The organism is Mesorhizobium sp. M1050, assembly GCF_040318715.1.
Taxonomy (GTDB): Bacteria; Pseudomonadota; Alphaproteobacteria; order Rhizobiales; family Rhizobiaceae; genus Mesorhizobium.
Window position 1 is genome coordinate 54,294 of record NZ_JAMYMV010000003.1, and the last position, 16,193, is coordinate 70,486.

Genomic DNA, 16,193 nt, shown 5'->3' on the forward strand with positions numbered 1-16,193 from the left:
CGTGCGAGATCAGCCCAGCTTGAGCGGCTCCGGGACGAACGCCGTTTCCGGCCGCTCATAAGACAGACGCACGCTGTCGCGGCCATTCTTTTTGGCTTTGTAGAGCGCGTCGTCGGCACGGCGCATCAGCGGCTCAAGCGCCTCGTCACCGCTTCGGGCTGCCACGCCGAAGCTGGCGGTGACCTTGGTGCCGACAGGAAGCCCGTCGACATGGCCGGCCGAATAGAGCGTCCGCACCGCCTCGGCGAACAGTCGCGCGGCGGCGAGGTCGCTGAGCGGCAGCAGCACGGCGAATTCCTCGCCGCCGATACGCCCGGCAACACCGCGTGCGCCTGCCGCCGAGCGAAGCTTCGCGGCGAAATCAGCGATCACCCGATCGCCCGCCGCATGTCCATGCACGTCGTTGAGCGCCTTGAAATGATCGAGGTCGGCCAGCACCAGCGCGACCGGAAACCGCGCGGTGGCGCAGTGCCGCAAGAGTAGCATGCCTCGCTCCTCGAAACCGCGGCGGTTGAACAGGCCCGACAGCGGATCGGTATGCGTCTCCGTTTTCAGCGCCTTCATCACGTCGAGTGCGGCGGCGCAAAACAGGCACAGCGCAATGAGCAGCGAAAGCAGAGCGTGCGACAGAAGCGCCGTCGTCCAGTAGGACGAGCCGTAGAAGCCGTCATAACTGGTGAAGGGCCCGTGCGCGACGACGACGATAAGGGTGCGCACGAAGAAGTTGACGCCCGACAGCAGCGACAGCACGAACAGGATGTTTTCGGTCGGGCCGTTGCGGCGCACCGGGCGCAGTTCGGCGGCGACCAGAAGGCTGATCCCACCGAAAGCGAAATTCATCGCCAGGATACGCCAGGTGAGATCCGGCGCGACGAACAGGAACCAGCACAACGACGCCAGGCCGCCGCCCGCCAGCACGCCGATCCCTACATAGGGCACCTTGCGGCCATGGCGGTGGACGACGGCGCTGGACAGGCAGCAGCCGGCTATGGTGAAGCAGATGTTCGACGCCAGCTTGGTCAGCGGCATGCCGATCGGCAAGGTGAAATACTGCAGCAGGAAGCCGACCGCCGAGAGACTGTAGCTGATCGCCAGCACGGCGAGATACGGGCGGTGGCGTTGATAGGACCATAGCACGAGGAACGCAGCGCCGAGCGCCAACGCTATCGTCGGATTGAGCAGCGCTATGAGCAGACCCGTGTCCAAACGACTGTGATTTCCCCGCTTACGTGGGGAAAGACTTAGAGCGCAAGCGCAAACAAGCGGTTAAGCGAAAGCGAATATGTAAACGGACCGGATAAAAAAGGCCCCGGAGCCGCAAAGCGGTCCGGGGCCTGGAACGTATTCGAAGCCGGGCGCTCCGGAGTTACTTCCACTCGCGGATGTCGACGAAGTGGCCGGCGATCGCCGCCGCCGCCGCCATCGCCGGCGACACCAGATGGGTGCGGCCCTTGAAGCCTTGCCGGCCCTCGAAATTGCGGTTCGAGGTCGAGGCGCAGCGCTCGTGCGGCTTCAGCCGGTCGTCATTCATGGCAAGGCACATCGAGCAGCCCGGCTCGCGCCAGTCGAAGCCGGCGGCAATGAAGATCTTGTCGAGGCCTTCGGCTTCCGCCTGTTCCTTGACCAGGCCGGAGCCCGGCACGATCATCGCATCGACATGCGGGCTGACCGTCTTGCCTTCGACCACCTTGGCGACGGCGCGCAGATCCTCGATACGGCCATTGGTGCAGGAGCCGATGAAAACGCGGTCGAGCGAGATATCGGTGATCTTGGTGCCCGGCGTCAGGCCCATATAGTCGAGCGCGCGCTGCTTGGAGGTGCGCTTGTTTTCATCGGTGATGTCTTCCGGGTTCGGCACGATGCCTTGCACCGACACGACATCCTCGGGCGACGAGCCCCAGGAGACGATCGGCGGCAGCTTGGCCGCGTCGAGCACGATCACCTTGTCGAAATGCGCGCCCTCGTCGGACCGCAGCGTCTTCCAGTATTCGAGTGCCGCATCCCAGGCCGCGCCCTTCGGGGCGCGCGGCTTGTCCTTGACATAGGCGAAGGTGGTCTCGTCGGCGGCGATCAGGCCGGCGCGCGCACCGCCTTCGATCGACATGTTGCAGATCGTCATGCGGCCTTCCATCGACAGCGCTCGGATCGCCTCGCCGGCATATTCGATGACATAGCCGGTGCCGCCGGCAGTGCCGATCTCGCCGATGATGGCCAAGATGATGTCCTTGGCGGTGACGCCTTCCGGCAGCTGGCCGTCGACGCGCACCAGCATGTTCTTGGCCTTGCGCTGGATCAGCGTCTGCGTCGCCAGCACATGCTCGACCTCGGACGTGCCGATGCCGTGCGCAAGCGCGCCGAAGGCGCCATGCGTCGAGGTGTGGCTGTCGCCGCAGACGATGGTCATGCCGGGCAAGGTGAAACCCTGCTCGGGGCCGATGATATGGACGATGCCCTGACGGATATCGTTCTCGGAATAGTATTCGACGCCGAAATCCTTGGCGTTCTTGGCCAGCGCCTCAACCTGGATGCGGCTTTCCTCGTTCTTGATGCCGAACTTGCGCTCGGGCGAGGTCGAGACGTTGTGATCGACCACGGCCAGGGTCTTTTCCGGATGCCGGACTTTTCTGCCGGTCATGCGCAAGCCCTCGAAGGCCTGCGGGCTGGTCACCTCATGGACGAGGTGGCGGTCGATGTAGAGCAGGCAGGTGCCGTCATCCTGGCGGTCGACGACATGGTCGTCGAAAATCTTGTCGTAGAGGGTGCGCGGTGCGCTCATGTGCGTAAATCCGTCGATATGAGAATGGGAAAGAGCAGACGCCTGACTTCCGGCCCGGCGAAACGACCTGGCCAGGTCGGCCTAGCAAAGTCGGCTGGTCAGCGCCCCGGACACGCGCGCGGAGAAGCGCGACGGCAGGCGTTTCCTGTCCTGCAGCACGAACCCCTTATAGGCCGGATCGCCAAATAGCTCTTCCATGGCGTGGCTCATACCAATGTTTTGGCTTTTCGGCAATTGCGTGCCTTCGCGGAACCTGGTTGCCCGCCCCACGAAATGGGGAGATCACTGTCTGTCCTTCTTGAATTCGAACAGCTCAATGACATTGCCCGATGGATCTTCAAGCAGAATAGCCCGGCCAGCGCCGCCATCGCTGATGTCCCCGCGGAACGTCGCGTCGGCCGCGCGCAACCGGCTGATCAGGGTGTCCAGCCCTTGGGTTATGATCATGAACCTGTTCCATCCGCCTGGCTCCGGTTCACCTCCGGCCTGACCACCGCTTCCCGCACCTGGAGCGCTGAGATACAAGGTAAGATCGTCGCGAAGCAGCGCTGCGAACTTGCCAGGATTGTGCATTTCGACCTTGAATTCGAGATTGTCTCGGTAGAATTCTACCGCCTTGTCTATGTCGGCAACGATATAACGGACGGACGCCATTCAGCCTTCTCCTCTTGTGCCGAGATACTGCGGCGGCGCCATAGTAGCGGTGAGGCGCAGCCCCACGGTTTTGGAACGCACCGACGTGTACATGGTTCCGACCGATGGGGTGCTTGGATGGCGAGGACCAAACTTCATTCCGCTACAGGATTTCGAACACAAACGTCTTCACCAACGCGTCCGGCTCGGCGATCGCATAGCAGCGGAACCATGGGCTTTGCTCGACCGCCCGCCATCTTTTCGTCTGCTCCAGTTGGTCGAACACAGCCTGAAAGCCGCCGCTCTCGAACACCTGGTCGCGCACGGTGAAGATCGCATGTCCGCCCTTCCGGGTGATGCGCACCAGTTCATTCAGGCCAGACGCCGGCGCATGGCTGATGGTGAACACGCCGGCGGACAAGAAGGCACGGAAGTGGCCGTCCGGCCAAGGCAGAGTCCCGCCCAGCATCGCCCGCTTCAGCTCGCTATAGGCATTGCGGCTGCCGGCGATCTTCAGCATGTCGTCGGAAAGGTCGAGCCCGGCAATGTCGCGGTAGCCGAGCGCTTTCAGTGACGGCCCCGAAAGGCCGGTGCCGCAGCCGGCATCGAGCAATGGCCCGTCGCCTGCCGGCACATGGCGCGCCACCCAAGCAGCGATCAGGAAAGGCAGGAGATAGCCGAGCGATGCGGTCTCGCTATCATAGGTCGCGGCCCATGCGGCATAGGCCTCTTCAAGCGCCTCCGGCGTGTCGGCCGTATAGACCGAATCCAGCGCCGCATTGGCTTTGTCGACGATCATGGGACCTCCTCGACGAGAATGCTGAGGGATCGTAGCGCTGTCTTGGCCCGAAAACTATTGCTCGTGTTGGCGACGCAGCCGCCGTTCCAGTGCCCGCAAGGCCAAGGACAGGCCTACGGTCAGGATAAGATAGATATAGGCCACGATCGAATAGGTTTCGAAGAAGCGGAACGAGCCGGCGGCATAGACCTTGCCCATCTGCGTGATGTCGGCGACACCGAGCACCGAGACCAGCGATGAATCCTTGACCAGGGCGACGAAATCATTGCCGAGCGGCGGCAGGATGGTGCGGATCGCTTGCGGGAATACGATCAGCCGAAAGCGTTGCGCCCGGCTCAGCCCGAGTGCCTTCGCCGCTTCGATCTGACCCTTTTCCACCGCCTGGATGCCGGCTCGGAAAACCTCCGAGATGAAGGCCGAATAGCCAATGGTCAGCGCCATGATGGCACGCCACAAGAGTGACACGTCGCGCACCAGCAACTCGCCCAGCAGGCCGGCGCTTTGCAGCGGCGCGGTCAGCGCATTCCAGGCCGTGACGAAAGCCGGTGCACCGACAAAGGCGATCCAGAACAACAGCACCAGGATCGGCACGCCGCGGATGATCTCGACATAGAAGCGGGCCATCTGGCGTAGCCAGCGTGAGCCGGACATTCCCATCAGCGCAATGCCGAGGCCAATGACCGAGGCCAGCACGAAGGCGATCACGGTGACGAAGATGGTGATGCCGATACCCTTGGCAACCGTGGCGAAGACCTGGGCGTAGAGGTTGCTGGTGGCGACGAAGACGGCCACCGCGATCGCTACGGTTACAGCAACGACGAGCCACCAGGGGAAGTCGGCTTTGGAGGCAGATGCAGGCGTCGACATTCAGGCGATGCCGGCCAAGCGCAAAGTCAGCGCGAATTGTCGCGCATAACCATCATGTAATGCGCGTGGCAAGGAGGCCTACTGCCCCATCTTGTAGTCAAGAAACCATTTCTTGTTCAGCGCATCGAGCGTCCCGTCCGCCTTGAGCGCCGCGATGGCCGCGTTGACCGGCTTCACCAAATCCGAACCCTTCGGGAAGATAAAGCCAAAATCCTCGGTGCCGAGCGGCCCGCCGATCAGCTTCAACTTGCCTTCGGAGGCGTCTACATAGCCTTTGCCTGCGGTACCGTCGGTCAGCACGACATCGACGTCCCCGGATTTCAGCGCCTGCACCGTCGCACCAAACGTCTCGAACAGCTTGATGCGCGGGTTCTGCTCGTTGCCGTCGAGCACGCTGTAGACCGCGGTGTAGAAGGGCGTGGTGCCGGCCTGCGCGCCGATCAAGCCGTCCTTGAAGGCGCCGAAGGTCTTGGCGTCGGTGAAGCGGCTTTCATCGCCGCGCACCAGCATGAATTGTTCCGAACGCATATAGGGGTCGGAGAAATCCACCTTCTCCTTGCGGTCGTCCTTGATGGTGATGCCGGTCATGCCGATGTTGTACTGGTTATCGGAAACCGCCTGGATCATCGCGTCCCAAGACGTGTTTTGGTACTCGACCGTGAAATTGAGCCGCTTGGCGATCTCCTTCATCGCGTCATATTCCCAGCCGATCTGCTTGCCGGTCTTGGCGTCGATGAACTGCAGCGGCGGATAGGCGTTTTCGGTGACAACCACCACCTTTTTGCCGCCGAGATCGGGCAGCGCCTGCGCGAAGGCGGCAACGGGCGCCAGGACGAGGGCAAGCAGGCCTGCCAGCAGCAGTTTCGATTTGGTCATGACACACTCCCCGGGAATTGAATGACCCGGGCATGGCCGGGTTTGCAGGAAAATCCGGCGCCGACTTTAGCTTTCCGCAGGCGTCATGCAAGACGCTCCGCTGCGTCAGTGCACGCGAAAGCGGATTCCAATGCTTTCAATCCCGCAATTCGAGAAGGAACCGTGCCGCGGCTGCGATCAGCTCGGGCTCGCGGTGCCGGGATCCGCCTTGCGCAAGCCGGAGACGAACCGCGTCAGGGTGTGGTGCAGGTATTTCAACTCGTCGGCGTCCAGCGGCAGATTGCAAAGCATCGCTGCCGGCACGCTTCTAGCCTGCTCGCGCAGTGCCTGGCCCTTCGCCGTCGGCTCCACCAGAACCCGGCGCTCGTCGGCGGGGTCGCGACGGCGCGTGACCAGGCCGCCGGCCTCCAGCCGCTTGAGCAGCGGCGTCAGTGTCGCCGAATCGAGCCCGAGCGCCTCGCCAAGCTCGCCCACTGTGCTCGGAGAGCGCTCCCACAGCGCCAGCATGGCCAGATATTGCGGATAGGTCAGGCCGAGCGGATCGAGCAGAGGACGATACAGCCGCGTCATCAGCCCACTTGCCGAATAGAGCGCGAAGCAGAGCTGTTGATCGAGTTTTGCCACCCCGGCGAATTGCGCCGGGGTACGCGTGGACGTGATTGTCGTTTCCGCGGTCATGCTGCCTTTGCCGGAAGCGCCTTTGCCGAAAGCGCCACTTCGATGTTGCCCTTGATCGCATTGGAATAGGGGCAAACCAGATGCGCCGCAGATACAAGCGCTTCCGCCGCCGTTTGATCAAGACCTTTCGTTTCCGCCGAGAGCGATACGCCAAGCACAAATCCGCCCTGCGCATTGCTGTGCAGGCGGACATTGGCCGTCACCGAAGCATCTTGCAGCGGCAGTTTCTGCTTGCCTGCGATGAAGCGCATGGCGCTTTCGAAGCAGGCGGCATAACCAGCGGCGAAGAGCTGTTCGGGATTGGTGGCGCCACCCTTGCCACCAAGCTCCTTGGGCATGGCAAGGTCGAGGCTGAGCAGCCCATCATCGCTCTGGACGTGGCCGGCGCGACCGCCGACTGCGCGGGCTTGGGTGGAATACAATGCAGGCATTTCGCTTCTCCATTCAAATCGTGCGCGATCATTTAGTACACGATATAAAGCGAGTCAACCGCGGATTTCCAGCCGAGCCCAACTGTTCTCCGGAAACGAAAAAAGGCGGCCGAAGCCGCCTTTTTGAACATGCTCGTCGAAACCTTATTCGGCGGTGGCTGCTTCGGCAGCCTTGGCGGCTTCAGCCTCGGCCGCGGCCTTCTTCTCGGCGGCATCCTGGGCGGCCTTCTCAGCGGCCAGAGCCTCGGCGGCGGCTACCTTCTCGGCCTCGATGCGGGCCTTCTCGGCATTCAGCGCATCGCGCTCCTCGTCATTCAGCTTGCGGGCGCGCACGCCCGTGTTCTCCGAAATACGGGCCGACTTGCCGCGACGATCGCGCAGGTAGTAGAGCTTGGCGCGACGCACCTTGCCGCGGCGCACGATCTCGACGCCTTCGACCATCGGCGAATAGACCGGGAACACGCGCTCGACGCCCTCGCCGTAGGAAATCTTGCGAACGGTGAAGTTCTCCTGGAAGCCGGCGCCGGCGCGGGCGATGACGACGCCCTCATAGGCCTGGACGCGGGTGCGGGTGCCTTCGGTCACGCGGACCTGCACGCGCACCGTGTCGCCGGGCTGGAATTCGGGAAGCTTGCGCTTGGCTTCGATCTTGGCGGCCTGCTCGGCCTCGAGCTGACGGAGAATATCCATCTCAAAAATCCACTTCTTGTTCTTCCGACAGTCAGAGCGTCCGACACTCACCTTGCAGTTCCATTGACCGCTTGGCTATGCCCTTTGTTCGAGACGTTGTCTTTGAAACATCGGGCAGGGACGACTACACCGTCATTGTTGACGGGTCCGGCAGATTCTTTCTGGCCGGTACGGGCGGGCACATACAGCTATTTTGCAGCTTTGTCACGCCTTGGCCTCGCATTTTCTGGTCGGATGGCACCATCGTAATCTTGCCGTGCCGGGTTGCTCCCGTCCCTCAGGCCCCCTAAGCCTGCAACACCACAGTTTTGAGCACCACCTCCATGTCTGTATTCGATGCCATCCTGCTGTTCCTGGCGGGCTTTCTGTCAGGCGCCGCCAATGCGGTCGCCGGCGGTGGCACCTTCATCACCTTCGGCGCCATGACACTGGTCGGCCTGCCGCCGATCGTCGCCAACGCCACGTCCTCGGTCACGCAATTTCCAGGCTACATCACCTCGACGCTCGCCTACTCGGCCGACATCAGGCATTTCTGGCGCGGCGCGCTTGTGCTGTGCCTGATCTCGGCGTCCGGCGCGCTGGCCGGCGCACTGATCTTGTTGGCGCTGGATAACCCATCGTTTCGCGCCTTGGTGCCATGGCTGCTATTAGGCGCGACGGCGCTGTTCGCCGCAGGGCCGTGGCTAAAGCCCGCGCCAAAACCCGGCCATGAAGCTTCCGTGGGCTCACTCGCCGGCTCGCTGGCGCAGTTCGTCACCGCCGTCTATGGCGGCTTCTTCGGCGCCGGCATGGGCGTGATGATGCTGGCAACGCTCGGCCTCACACAAGCCGGCGACTACCATCGGCTGAACGCACTGAAGAACATGCTGGCCGTGGTCATCGCCGCTGTCGCGATCGCCGTCTTCGTCTCGGGCGGCGTCGTTGCCTGGCCTCAGGCGATCATCATGATCCCGGGTGGCGCGATGGGCGGCTATGCCGGCGTCTGGATCGCCAAGCGCGTGCCGCAGAACGCGGTGCGCGGCTTCGTCGTCGCCGTCGGCCTGTTTCTTGCCTTTTACTACTTCACCAAGGGCTGAGCAGCAGCAAGCAGGTCCGGACGCCTCTCCGCGGTCAGCTTTTCCGATTCCGCCCGCCGCCATGCGGCGATCTTCTTGTGGTTGCCAGAAATCAGCACCTCGGGAATCTCGCGGCCTTCGAATTCCTGCGGTCTTGTATAGTGCGGGTGTTCGAGCAGGCCGTTCTCGAAACTTTCTTCCTCGCCCGATACTGCATTGCCCATGACGCCCGGCAACAACCGCACCACCGCATCGAGCAGCGCCAGTGCGGCGGGCTCGCCGCCAGAGAGGATGAAATCGCCGATCGAAACCTCTTCCAGGCCGCGCGCGTCGATCACCCGCTGGTCTACGCCTTCGAAACGCCCGCACAGGATGACGGCACCAGGACCCGCGGCCAGTTCGCGCACCCGTGCCTGGGTCAGCGGTCTGCCGCGCGGGCTCATCAAAAGCCGTGGCCGTGCATCACTTGGCGGCGAGGTATGGTCTATGGCTTTCGCCAGCACATCGGCACGCATCACCATACCAGCGCCGCCGCCGGCCGGTGTGTCGTCGACGGTGCGGTGGCGGTCGGTGGCGAAGTCGCGGATCTGGATCGCCTCCAGCGACCATGTGCCGGCCTCGAGCGCCCGCCCGGCCAACGACAGGCCGAGCGCGCCCGGAAACATTTCGGGATAGAGCGTCAGCACGGAGGCGAAAAAACTCACCGGTTGCCCCCGGCGTCGCTCGGTCCGCGCGGCCTGCCCTTCGGGTCGAAGTCTTCTTCGCGCGGGCCATCGCCGTCCGCGTCGTCGACCAGCCCGGCCGCCGCCGGGTCGACTCGGACGAAGCCTTCGGCAATCGACACTTGTGGCACCGCAGCCTGCGTGAACGGGATCAGCACGCCCTTGCGCCCGCCCAGCGTCACATCGAGGATATCACCGCCGCCGAAATTATGCACGGCGACGACCTTGCCGAGCACGGCACCCGTGTCGTCCCGGACTTCCAGGCCGACGAGGTCGGCATGATAGAATTCGTCTTCTTCGCCGTCGTCCGGCAGCATCGAGCGATCGACGAACAGCTCCGTGCCGGCCAGCGCCTCGGCGGCGTTGCGATCACTGATACCCTTGAAACGCACCACGACGACGGTGTTGGCGGGCCTGATGTCGATGATCTGGAAAGCGCGGCCGTCCCTGGCATAGAGCGGGCCATAATCGGCCAGCGCCATCGGCTCGCCGGTGAAGGTCTTCACCCTGAGTTCGCCCTTGATGCCATGGGCGGCGCCGATCACGGCCATCTGGACAGGGTTCTGGGGCTTGCTCATGGCGAAATATCCTTTGGCCTGCTCTAGCCCCACGCGGCTGCCATTTCAATGACGGGCTCTTCACCGCTTCCTAACCCGAATACCCGAAAATGCCGCCATGCAAGAATTCCTCATCCCGGCCAAACCCGATCTCCAGGCGGCGCGTGAAAGCTGGCTGAAGATGCTCGCGCGCGAACGCCGACTGTCGCCGGAAACCGTCGAAGCCTATGAGCGTGACGTCAGGCAGTTCCTGCATTTCCTGACCGGCCATTGCGGCGGCTCGCCCGGAATTGCGGACATCGCCAACCTGCGCCCGGCCGATCTGCGCGGCTTTCTCGCCGCGCGGCGCAACGCCGGCGCCGGGGCCCGAACGCTTGGCCGTGGTCTCGCCGGCATCCGCTCGTTGCTGCGTTTCCTCGAACGGCGCGGCCTCGCCAACGCGGCTGGCGCTGCCGCGTTGCGCGCGCCGCGCCAGCCCAAATCGCTGCCCAAGCCGCTGACGGCGAGCGATGCCAAGCATGTCGTTTCCGTCGAGGGTCAATTGGCGGAAGAACCCTGGATCGCTGCCCGCAACGCCGCCGTGCTGACGCTGCTCTACGGCTCCGGCCTGCGTATTTCCGAGGCGCTTGGCCTGGCCGGTGCCGACCTGGGGTCGGCGGCCGACACAGTATTGCGCGTCACCGGCAAGGGCGGCAAGACGCGGCTGGTGCCGGTGCTGCCTGTGGCGCTGCGGGCAATCGCCGAATACCGCCGGCTCTGCCCCTATCATCTCGACCCCAAGGGCCTGCTGTTTCGCGGTGCGCGCGGCGGCCCGCTCAACCCGGCCATAGTCCAGCGCGACATGGCCAAGCTGCGCTCGGCGCTCAACCTGCCCGACACCGCGACGCCGCATGCGCTGCGCCATTCCTTCGCTACGCATCTGCTCGGGCGCGGCGGCGACCTGCGCACCATCCAGGAGCTCTTGGGCCACGCCAGCCTGTCGACGACGCAGATCTACACCGGCGTCGACACCGCAAGACTGCTCGAAATCTACGAATCCGCCCATCCAAGGGCATAAACCCTTCAATTTCGCCGTGCAGGTTAACCGTTTTGCCGCTTTTCGGTCTTAGAAGAGGATCATGAAACGCGTCATCGCCATCGCCGACCGTGCAGCTCACGTATCCCTGAAGCTGCTTGTTGCGCTCAACGTCCTGTTTTTTCTGTCGTTCCTCGCCGTCTTGCTGTTCGCGGCCGGCAGGGCACATGCCGAAATCCCGACCTGCAGCGGCGCCGACATGCTGTCGGCGTTGCAGAAGAATGATCCGGCGACCTACCGCAAGATAGAGGCCGAAGCCGCGGCGACGCCGAACGGCAAGGGCCTGTTGTGGAAGCTGGAAAAGCCGGGCGAAAAACCATCCTTCCTGTTCGGCACCATGCACATGACCGACCCGCGCGTCACCACGCTGCCCGCGGACGCGCAGAAGGCCTATGACGCCGCCGGCACCATCGTCATCGAAACCACCGACGTGCTCGACAAGCAGAAGATGATGGTCGCGATGCTCAAGGAACCGGACCTGATGATGTTCACCGACTCGACGACGCTGTCGTCGCTGTTGTCACCCGACGATGCCGCGGCCATGAACACCGCCCTCGACGCGCGCGGCATCCCGCCGGCGACCGTTGCCAAGATGAAGCCGTGGATGCTGTCGGCCATGATGGCATTGCCGGCCTGCGAGCTCGCCCGCCAGTCCGGCGGCGCACCGGTGCTCGACGTCAAGTTGGCGGAGGGTGCAAAGGCTGCCGGAAAGCCGGTGGAAGGGCTGGAGACGGCTGAAAGCCAGCTGCGCGCCATGGCCTCGCTGCCGCTGGCCTTTCACATGAAGGGCCTCGTCGACACGCTGAAGCTCGGCGACAAGGTCAACGATATCAACGAGACCATGATCGTGCTCTACCAGCGCGGCGACACCGGCATGTTCTGGCCGCTGTTTCGCGCCGCCATGCCGGGAGGGCAGGACGACCCGGCGGGCTATGCGTCGTTCGAGGAGACCATGATCACCAGCCGCAACAAGGTGATGGTCGAACATGCCGAGCCGATCCTTGCCAAGGGCAATGCCTTCATGGCGGTCGGCGCGCTCCACCTTCCCGGCCCCGAAGGCCTGGTCGAGGATTTCCGCAAGGCCGGCTACAGCGTTACACCTGTCGCATTCTAGCTCTATTTGGTCAAAACCTGAGCCAGCATCGCCGGAACGATGATCCGGTGAAACGGCATGACAATCGCCAGATACGCGCGCCCGAGCCAATTGTGCGTCTTGACGATGGTCGTTGCGGCCACCTCCTGACAAGTCATGCCGAGATCCCTGACTTCGACCAGGAGGCGGAAATCGAGATGCCGGTCGTCGAGGCCAAGCACGACCTTGCCGGGAAGCTGGCTGATGAGCGGAATATTCCGATCCGGCCAGCCGGCAACACCGCCGGCTCGTGGCCTGTCTTCAGCCCGAATGGCCTGACAGCAAGGTTGCGCAAGGCCGTGAGCCTGCCGACCCATCGCGGCGTTCGCCCCAGGGCCCGTTCCGCCGCGCCGAGCGCGGTCAACGAAAGACCTTCGGTGACCAGCACATAGCGGTCGGCGAATTGGGCTCCGGCAAGAGCAGCGAAGTGATTCGGAACAACCAGCCCTGTTCGATTCATCATGGCAAATCCTCAGAAACGACCATAGCAGGCGCGAACGTGGCACACTGCGTGGCGAAACGACGCCATTTAGCCTCTAGAGAGGCAGGATTGCCCTTGTTTTTGGCGTTTTCCAACCCTAGCGTGAAACCAGTTAGGTGATTGCGCGTTAATTGGTGTTGATTGATATTTTTCATCCACGGAGGACAGTTTTATGGCGAACGCACCGAATCCAAACGACCCGTTCAATCCATCCACCAACACTCCGAGGCCAAGTGGCGGCGGCGGCGGCAGTGGTTGGCTGATTGCACTGGTCGTCGTTATTCTGGCGGTTGTCGCGTATTATGTTTTCGGAAGAAGTGGTGAGCACCCGGCACCGGCCGAGCCGCCGGCGGCCAGCACACCGGCCCCTGCACCCGCACCGGCGGAACCGATGAAGCCGGCCGAACCTGCGCCAGCCCCGGCACCAGCGCCTGCTCCGGCACCGGCACCAGCGCCCGCGCCCGCGCCTGCTCCGGCCCCTGCGCCGGCCCAATAAATCGGCCCGACATCAAATACAAACGGCCCGCCGGAAGGTGGGCCGTTTTGTTTAGGCTATAGCGCCGGTCGCTCCTCGGCTTGAGCCAAGGATTCATGTCGCGAGGTTAGCCGAGAAATGCGGCTCCCTCTCCGCGCTGGGACCACGAAGCGTTGATCGCCTTTAGCTAAATGTGGAGCGGCTTGAAGAACGTTGCCAGCGCCGCCTCCTTGACCGCTTCCGACATCGTCGGATGTGCGTGGCAGGTGCGGGCGAGATCCTCGGACGAGCCGCCGAACTCCATCAGCACCGCCGCCTCGTGGATCAGCTCGCCGGCGCCGAAGCCGACGATATGCACGCCGAGCACGCGGTCGCTCGTCTTGTCGGCGAGGATCTTCACAAAACCGTCGGTATGCAGCATGGCGCGTGCCCGGCCATTGGCGCTGAAGGGAAACTTTCCCACCTTGTAGTCAATGCCTGCCTTCTTCAGCTCTTCCTCGGTCTTGCCGACCGAGGCGATTTCCGGGCTTGTGTAGACGACGCTCGGAATGACGTCATAGTTCACGTGGCCGGCTTGGCCGGCAATGATTTCCGCCACCGCCACGCCCTCGTCCTCGGCCTTGTGCGCAAGCATCGGTCCGGCGATGACATCGCCGATAGCATAGATGCCGGGAACGTTGGTCCGCAGATGGCCATCGATCTTGACACGGCCGCGTTCGTCGACCTCGACGCCGGCTTCCTTCAGCCCGAGGCTGTCGGAATAGGCGCGGCGCCCCGTCGAAATCAGCACCACGTCGGCTTCGATGGTCTCGGCGGCACCGCCCGTGACCGGCTCAAAAGTCACGGTCGCGCCCTTCTTGGCCTTGGCGACGCCGGTGACCTTGGCGCCGAGCTTGAACTCGAAACCCTGCTTCGACAAAAGCCGCTGGAACTGCTTGGAGACCTCGCCGTCCATCCCGCCCAGGATCGTGTCGAGGAACTCGACCACGGTGACCTTGGCGCCGAGCCGGGCCCACACCGAGCCGAGCTCGAGCCCGATAACCCCGCCTCCGACCACCACCAGATGGCCGGGCACCTTCTCCAGCGACAGCGCCCCGGTCGAAGACACGATCACATTCTCATCAATGTCGACCTTGACGCCGGGAATGCCGGCGACATCGGAGCCGGTGGCGATGACGATGTTCTTCGTCGCGATCTCCTCGACCTTGCCGTCTTCGCCGGTCACCGAGACCTTGCCAGCCGCGATCACCTTGCCGGTGCCGCGAAACGCGTCGATCTTGTTCTTCTTGAACAGGAAGGCGACGCCGTTGACGTTCGAAGACACCGTCGCGTCCTTGTGCGCCATCATCTTCTTCAGGTTCAGCTTCGGCGCCGGTATCTCGACGCCCAGCGTGTCGAAAGAATGCCCGGCCTCGGCGAACATCTCGGAGGCATGGAGCAGCGCCTTGGACGGTATGCAACCGATGTTGAGACAGGTGCCGCCGAAGGTCGCGTTCTTCTCGACCACCGCGACCTTCAGCCCGAGTTGCGCCGCCTTGATGGCGCAGACATAGCCGCCTGGTCCCGATCCGATGATAACGACGTCATAAGCCATGATAATGTCCTTCTTGATTGGGGCTCAGCGGCCGCCGCTGACATTCAGGATCGCGCCTGTCGTATAGGACGCGGCATCGGATAGGAGATAGAGAACCGCACCCGCGACTTCATTCGCGGTGCCCGCTCTTTTCATCGGCAGTAGATCGCGGAACCGTTCTATCCTGTCCGGCTGCCCGCCAGAGGCATGGATCTCGGTGTCGATGAGGCCCGGCCGCACGGCATTGACGCGGATGCCTTCCAGCGCGACCTCACGGGCAAGCCCGATGGTAAAAGTGTCGATGGCACCCTTGGAGGCGGCATAGTCGACAAATTCGCCCGGCGAGCCCAATGTCGCTGCCGCCGAAGAGATGTTGACGATGGATCCGCCCGACCCGCCGTGGCGGGTCGACATGCGCTTGACCGCCTCGCGGGCGCAGAGGAACGAGCCGATGACGTTGATGCGCATCATGCGCTCGAGCCGCGCCACATCCATTTCATCGACGCGCGCCTTGACGTCGACGATGCCGGCATTGTTGACGAAGGCATCGAGCCGGCCATAGGCGCGGTCTACAGCGCCGAACATGGCCACAATATCGGACTCGGCGCCGACATCGCCCTTGACGGCAAAAGCCTCGCCGCCGCCGGCCTTGATCTCGGCGACCAGTGCGTCGGCGGCATTCCGGTTCGAAGCGTAGTTGATTCCCAGCCGGTAGCCGGCCTTCGAGCCGAGCCGGCAGATCGCGGCGCCAATGCCGCGGCTGCCGCCGGTGACCAGCAACACCTTTTGCGTCCCGCTCATTCCTGACATCCCTTCAAGGCAAATACATCCCACGGCACCTTCGAAAACCCGCTGCCGCCATAGGCCGAGGATTGGCGCAGCGACGGCCCGAGATCCGGCAGTATCAGCGTCTTAGGCGCCTCGACGCTTTCAGACGGCAGCAGCCCGATGCTGCCCTCGTCATCCGATGCGTAGATGACGCCATGCCAGGCCGTGCAGGCGGCAAGCTCCTCGCCGGTAACGTCGCCGTCCGGGCATTTGTACATGAGCGCGCCGTTGGGCCGCGACACGCCCTCGTTCCACATGACGATGCCGTTCAGCACGACATTGTTGTCGAGGATCATGCGGAACGTGTTGGTGACGGTCGCCGAGGTGCCGGTTGGCGTAAAATCGATCTCGCTGCCGCTTTGGGCATCGCCATAGACGGCGAGCCCGATCGGACAGGCGGCATGGGCGCCAGCGACGGCCAACGCCATGCCGCCCGCGATCGATACGAACGAAAGCACCCTAGAAAGGCTAAGGGAACAAATCGTCATTCTGCTGCGCAGATCCCTTCCCCCTGCCTACCGTTTAACAGCCGGATCGGCACCAAT

19 protein-coding genes are annotated in these 16,193 nt (G+C 63.4%); 3 read left to right on the forward strand and 16 right to left on the reverse strand.

Going from position 1 to position 16,193, the window contains the following annotated elements; translation table 11 throughout:
- Nucleotides 1-9: 9 nt before the first annotated feature.
- From NKH57_RS02595 to rplS, 9 genes are all read right to left on the reverse strand, one after another.
- The gene (locus tag NKH57_RS02595; RefSeq protein WP_352728731.1) at nt 10-1,206 is read right to left on the reverse strand and encodes a GGDEF domain-containing protein; all 1,197 of its coding nucleotides are present in this window, start codon (nt 1,204-1,206) and stop codon (nt 10-12) included.
- Between the two features lie 160 nt (nt 1,207-1,366).
- The gene (gene leuC / locus NKH57_RS02600; protein WP_352728733.1) at nt 1,367-2,776 is read right to left on the reverse strand and encodes a 3-isopropylmalate dehydratase large subunit; all 1,410 of its coding nucleotides are present in this window, start codon (nt 2,774-2,776) and stop codon (nt 1,367-1,369) included.
- 282 nt (nt 2,777-3,058) lie between these two features.
- On the reverse strand, nt 3,059-3,430 hold the full coding sequence (locus NKH57_RS02605) for a VOC family protein (RefSeq protein WP_352728735.1): 372 nt from the start codon (nt 3,428-3,430) through the stop codon (nt 3,059-3,061).
- 142 nt (nt 3,431-3,572) lie between these two features.
- A complete protein-coding gene (locus tag NKH57_RS02610) occupies nt 3,573-4,208 on the reverse strand; it encodes a class I SAM-dependent DNA methyltransferase (RefSeq protein WP_352728737.1) in 636 nt (211 codons plus the stop codon).
- 54 nt (nt 4,209-4,262) lie between these two features.
- Entirely contained in the window at nt 4,263-5,075 is an 813-nt protein-coding gene (locus NKH57_RS02615; protein WP_352941462.1) for an amino acid ABC transporter permease, read from the reverse strand.
- A gap of 78 nt (nt 5,076-5,153) precedes the next feature.
- Entirely contained in the window at nt 5,154-5,951 is a 798-nt protein-coding gene (locus NKH57_RS02620; protein WP_352941465.1) for a transporter substrate-binding domain-containing protein, read from the reverse strand.
- A gap of 177 nt (nt 5,952-6,128) precedes the next feature.
- On the reverse strand, nt 6,129-6,629 hold the full coding sequence (locus NKH57_RS02625) for a MarR family winged helix-turn-helix transcriptional regulator (RefSeq protein WP_352941467.1): 501 nt from the start codon (nt 6,627-6,629) through the stop codon (nt 6,129-6,131).
- A complete protein-coding gene (locus tag NKH57_RS02630; RefSeq protein ID WP_352941470.1) occupies nt 6,626-7,060 on the reverse strand; it encodes an organic hydroperoxide resistance protein in 435 nt (144 codons plus the stop codon). Before NKH57_RS02630 ends, NKH57_RS02625 begins: the two co-directional genes overlap by 4 nt.
- A gap of 144 nt (nt 7,061-7,204) precedes the next feature.
- Nucleotides 7,205-7,750: a 50S ribosomal protein L19 gene (rplS, locus tag NKH57_RS02635; protein ID WP_352941473.1), complete on the reverse strand. Its 546-nt coding sequence runs from the start codon at nt 7,748-7,750 to the stop codon at nt 7,205-7,207.
- 323 nt (nt 7,751-8,073) lie between these two features.
- Between rplS and NKH57_RS02640 the strand changes: the two genes are divergently transcribed.
- Complete coding sequence (locus tag NKH57_RS02640) at nt 8,074-8,826, forward strand: sulfite exporter TauE/SafE family protein (protein ID WP_352941475.1); 753 nt, start codon at nt 8,074-8,076, stop codon at nt 8,824-8,826.
- On the opposite strand, the gene trmD is transcribed toward NKH57_RS02640, so the two are convergent.
- Entirely contained in the window at nt 8,808-9,509 is a 702-nt protein-coding gene (gene trmD, locus NKH57_RS02645) for a tRNA (guanosine(37)-N1)-methyltransferase TrmD (protein ID WP_352728743.1), read from the reverse strand. The genes NKH57_RS02640 and trmD overlap by 19 nt on opposite strands.
- The gene (gene rimM, locus NKH57_RS02650) at nt 9,506-10,105 is read right to left on the reverse strand and encodes a ribosome maturation factor RimM (protein WP_023760970.1); all 600 of its coding nucleotides are present in this window, start codon (nt 10,103-10,105) and stop codon (nt 9,506-9,508) included. The genes trmD and rimM overlap by 4 nt, the downstream gene beginning before the upstream one ends.
- Nucleotides 10,106-10,202: 97 nt before the next feature.
- Between rimM and NKH57_RS02655 the strand changes: the two genes are divergently transcribed.
- Together NKH57_RS02655 and NKH57_RS02660 are read left to right on the forward strand one after the other, a co-directional pair.
- Nucleotides 10,203-11,141, forward strand: a complete 939-nt coding sequence (locus tag NKH57_RS02655) for a tyrosine recombinase XerC (protein WP_023760971.1) — start codon at nt 10,203-10,205, stop codon at nt 11,139-11,141.
- Between the two features lie 61 nt (nt 11,142-11,202).
- Nucleotides 11,203-12,273 carry a TraB/GumN family protein gene (locus NKH57_RS02660; protein WP_023760972.1) on the forward strand — a complete coding sequence of 357 codons (1,071 nt, stop codon included), beginning with the start codon at nt 11,203-11,205 and terminating at the stop codon, nt 12,271-12,273.
- A 2-nt stretch (nt 12,274-12,275) separates the two neighbouring features.
- Here NKH57_RS02660 and NKH57_RS02665 read toward each other — a convergent pair whose 3' ends face one another.
- The 5 genes from NKH57_RS02665 to NKH57_RS02685 all read right to left on the reverse strand — a co-directional run bounded on the left by NKH57_RS02665 (nt 12,276) and on the right by NKH57_RS02685 (nt 16,076).
- Entirely contained in the window at nt 12,276-12,473 is a 198-nt protein-coding gene (locus NKH57_RS02665) for a DUF2867 domain-containing protein (protein WP_348626172.1), read from the reverse strand.
- Nucleotides 12,407-12,754: a DUF2867 domain-containing protein gene (locus tag NKH57_RS02670; protein WP_352941479.1), complete on the reverse strand. Its 348-nt coding sequence runs from the start codon at nt 12,752-12,754 to the stop codon at nt 12,407-12,409. Before NKH57_RS02670 ends, NKH57_RS02665 begins: the two co-directional genes overlap by 67 nt.
- Nucleotides 12,755-13,434: 680 nt before the next feature.
- On the reverse strand, nt 13,435-14,841 hold the full coding sequence (gene lpdA, locus NKH57_RS02675; RefSeq protein ID WP_352941482.1) for a dihydrolipoyl dehydrogenase: 1,407 nt from the start codon (nt 14,839-14,841) through the stop codon (nt 13,435-13,437).
- Nucleotides 14,842-14,865: 24 nt separating this feature from the next.
- Nucleotides 14,866-15,621, reverse strand: a complete 756-nt coding sequence (locus tag NKH57_RS02680) for an SDR family oxidoreductase (protein ID WP_352941484.1) — start codon at nt 15,619-15,621, stop codon at nt 14,866-14,868.
- Nucleotides 15,618-16,076 (reverse strand): hypothetical protein, encoded by a 459-nt coding sequence (locus NKH57_RS02685; RefSeq protein WP_352486150.1) that lies wholly within the window; start codon nt 16,074-16,076, stop codon nt 15,618-15,620. The genes NKH57_RS02680 and NKH57_RS02685 overlap by 4 nt, the downstream gene beginning before the upstream one ends.
- Nucleotides 16,077-16,193 lie beyond the last annotated feature (117 nt).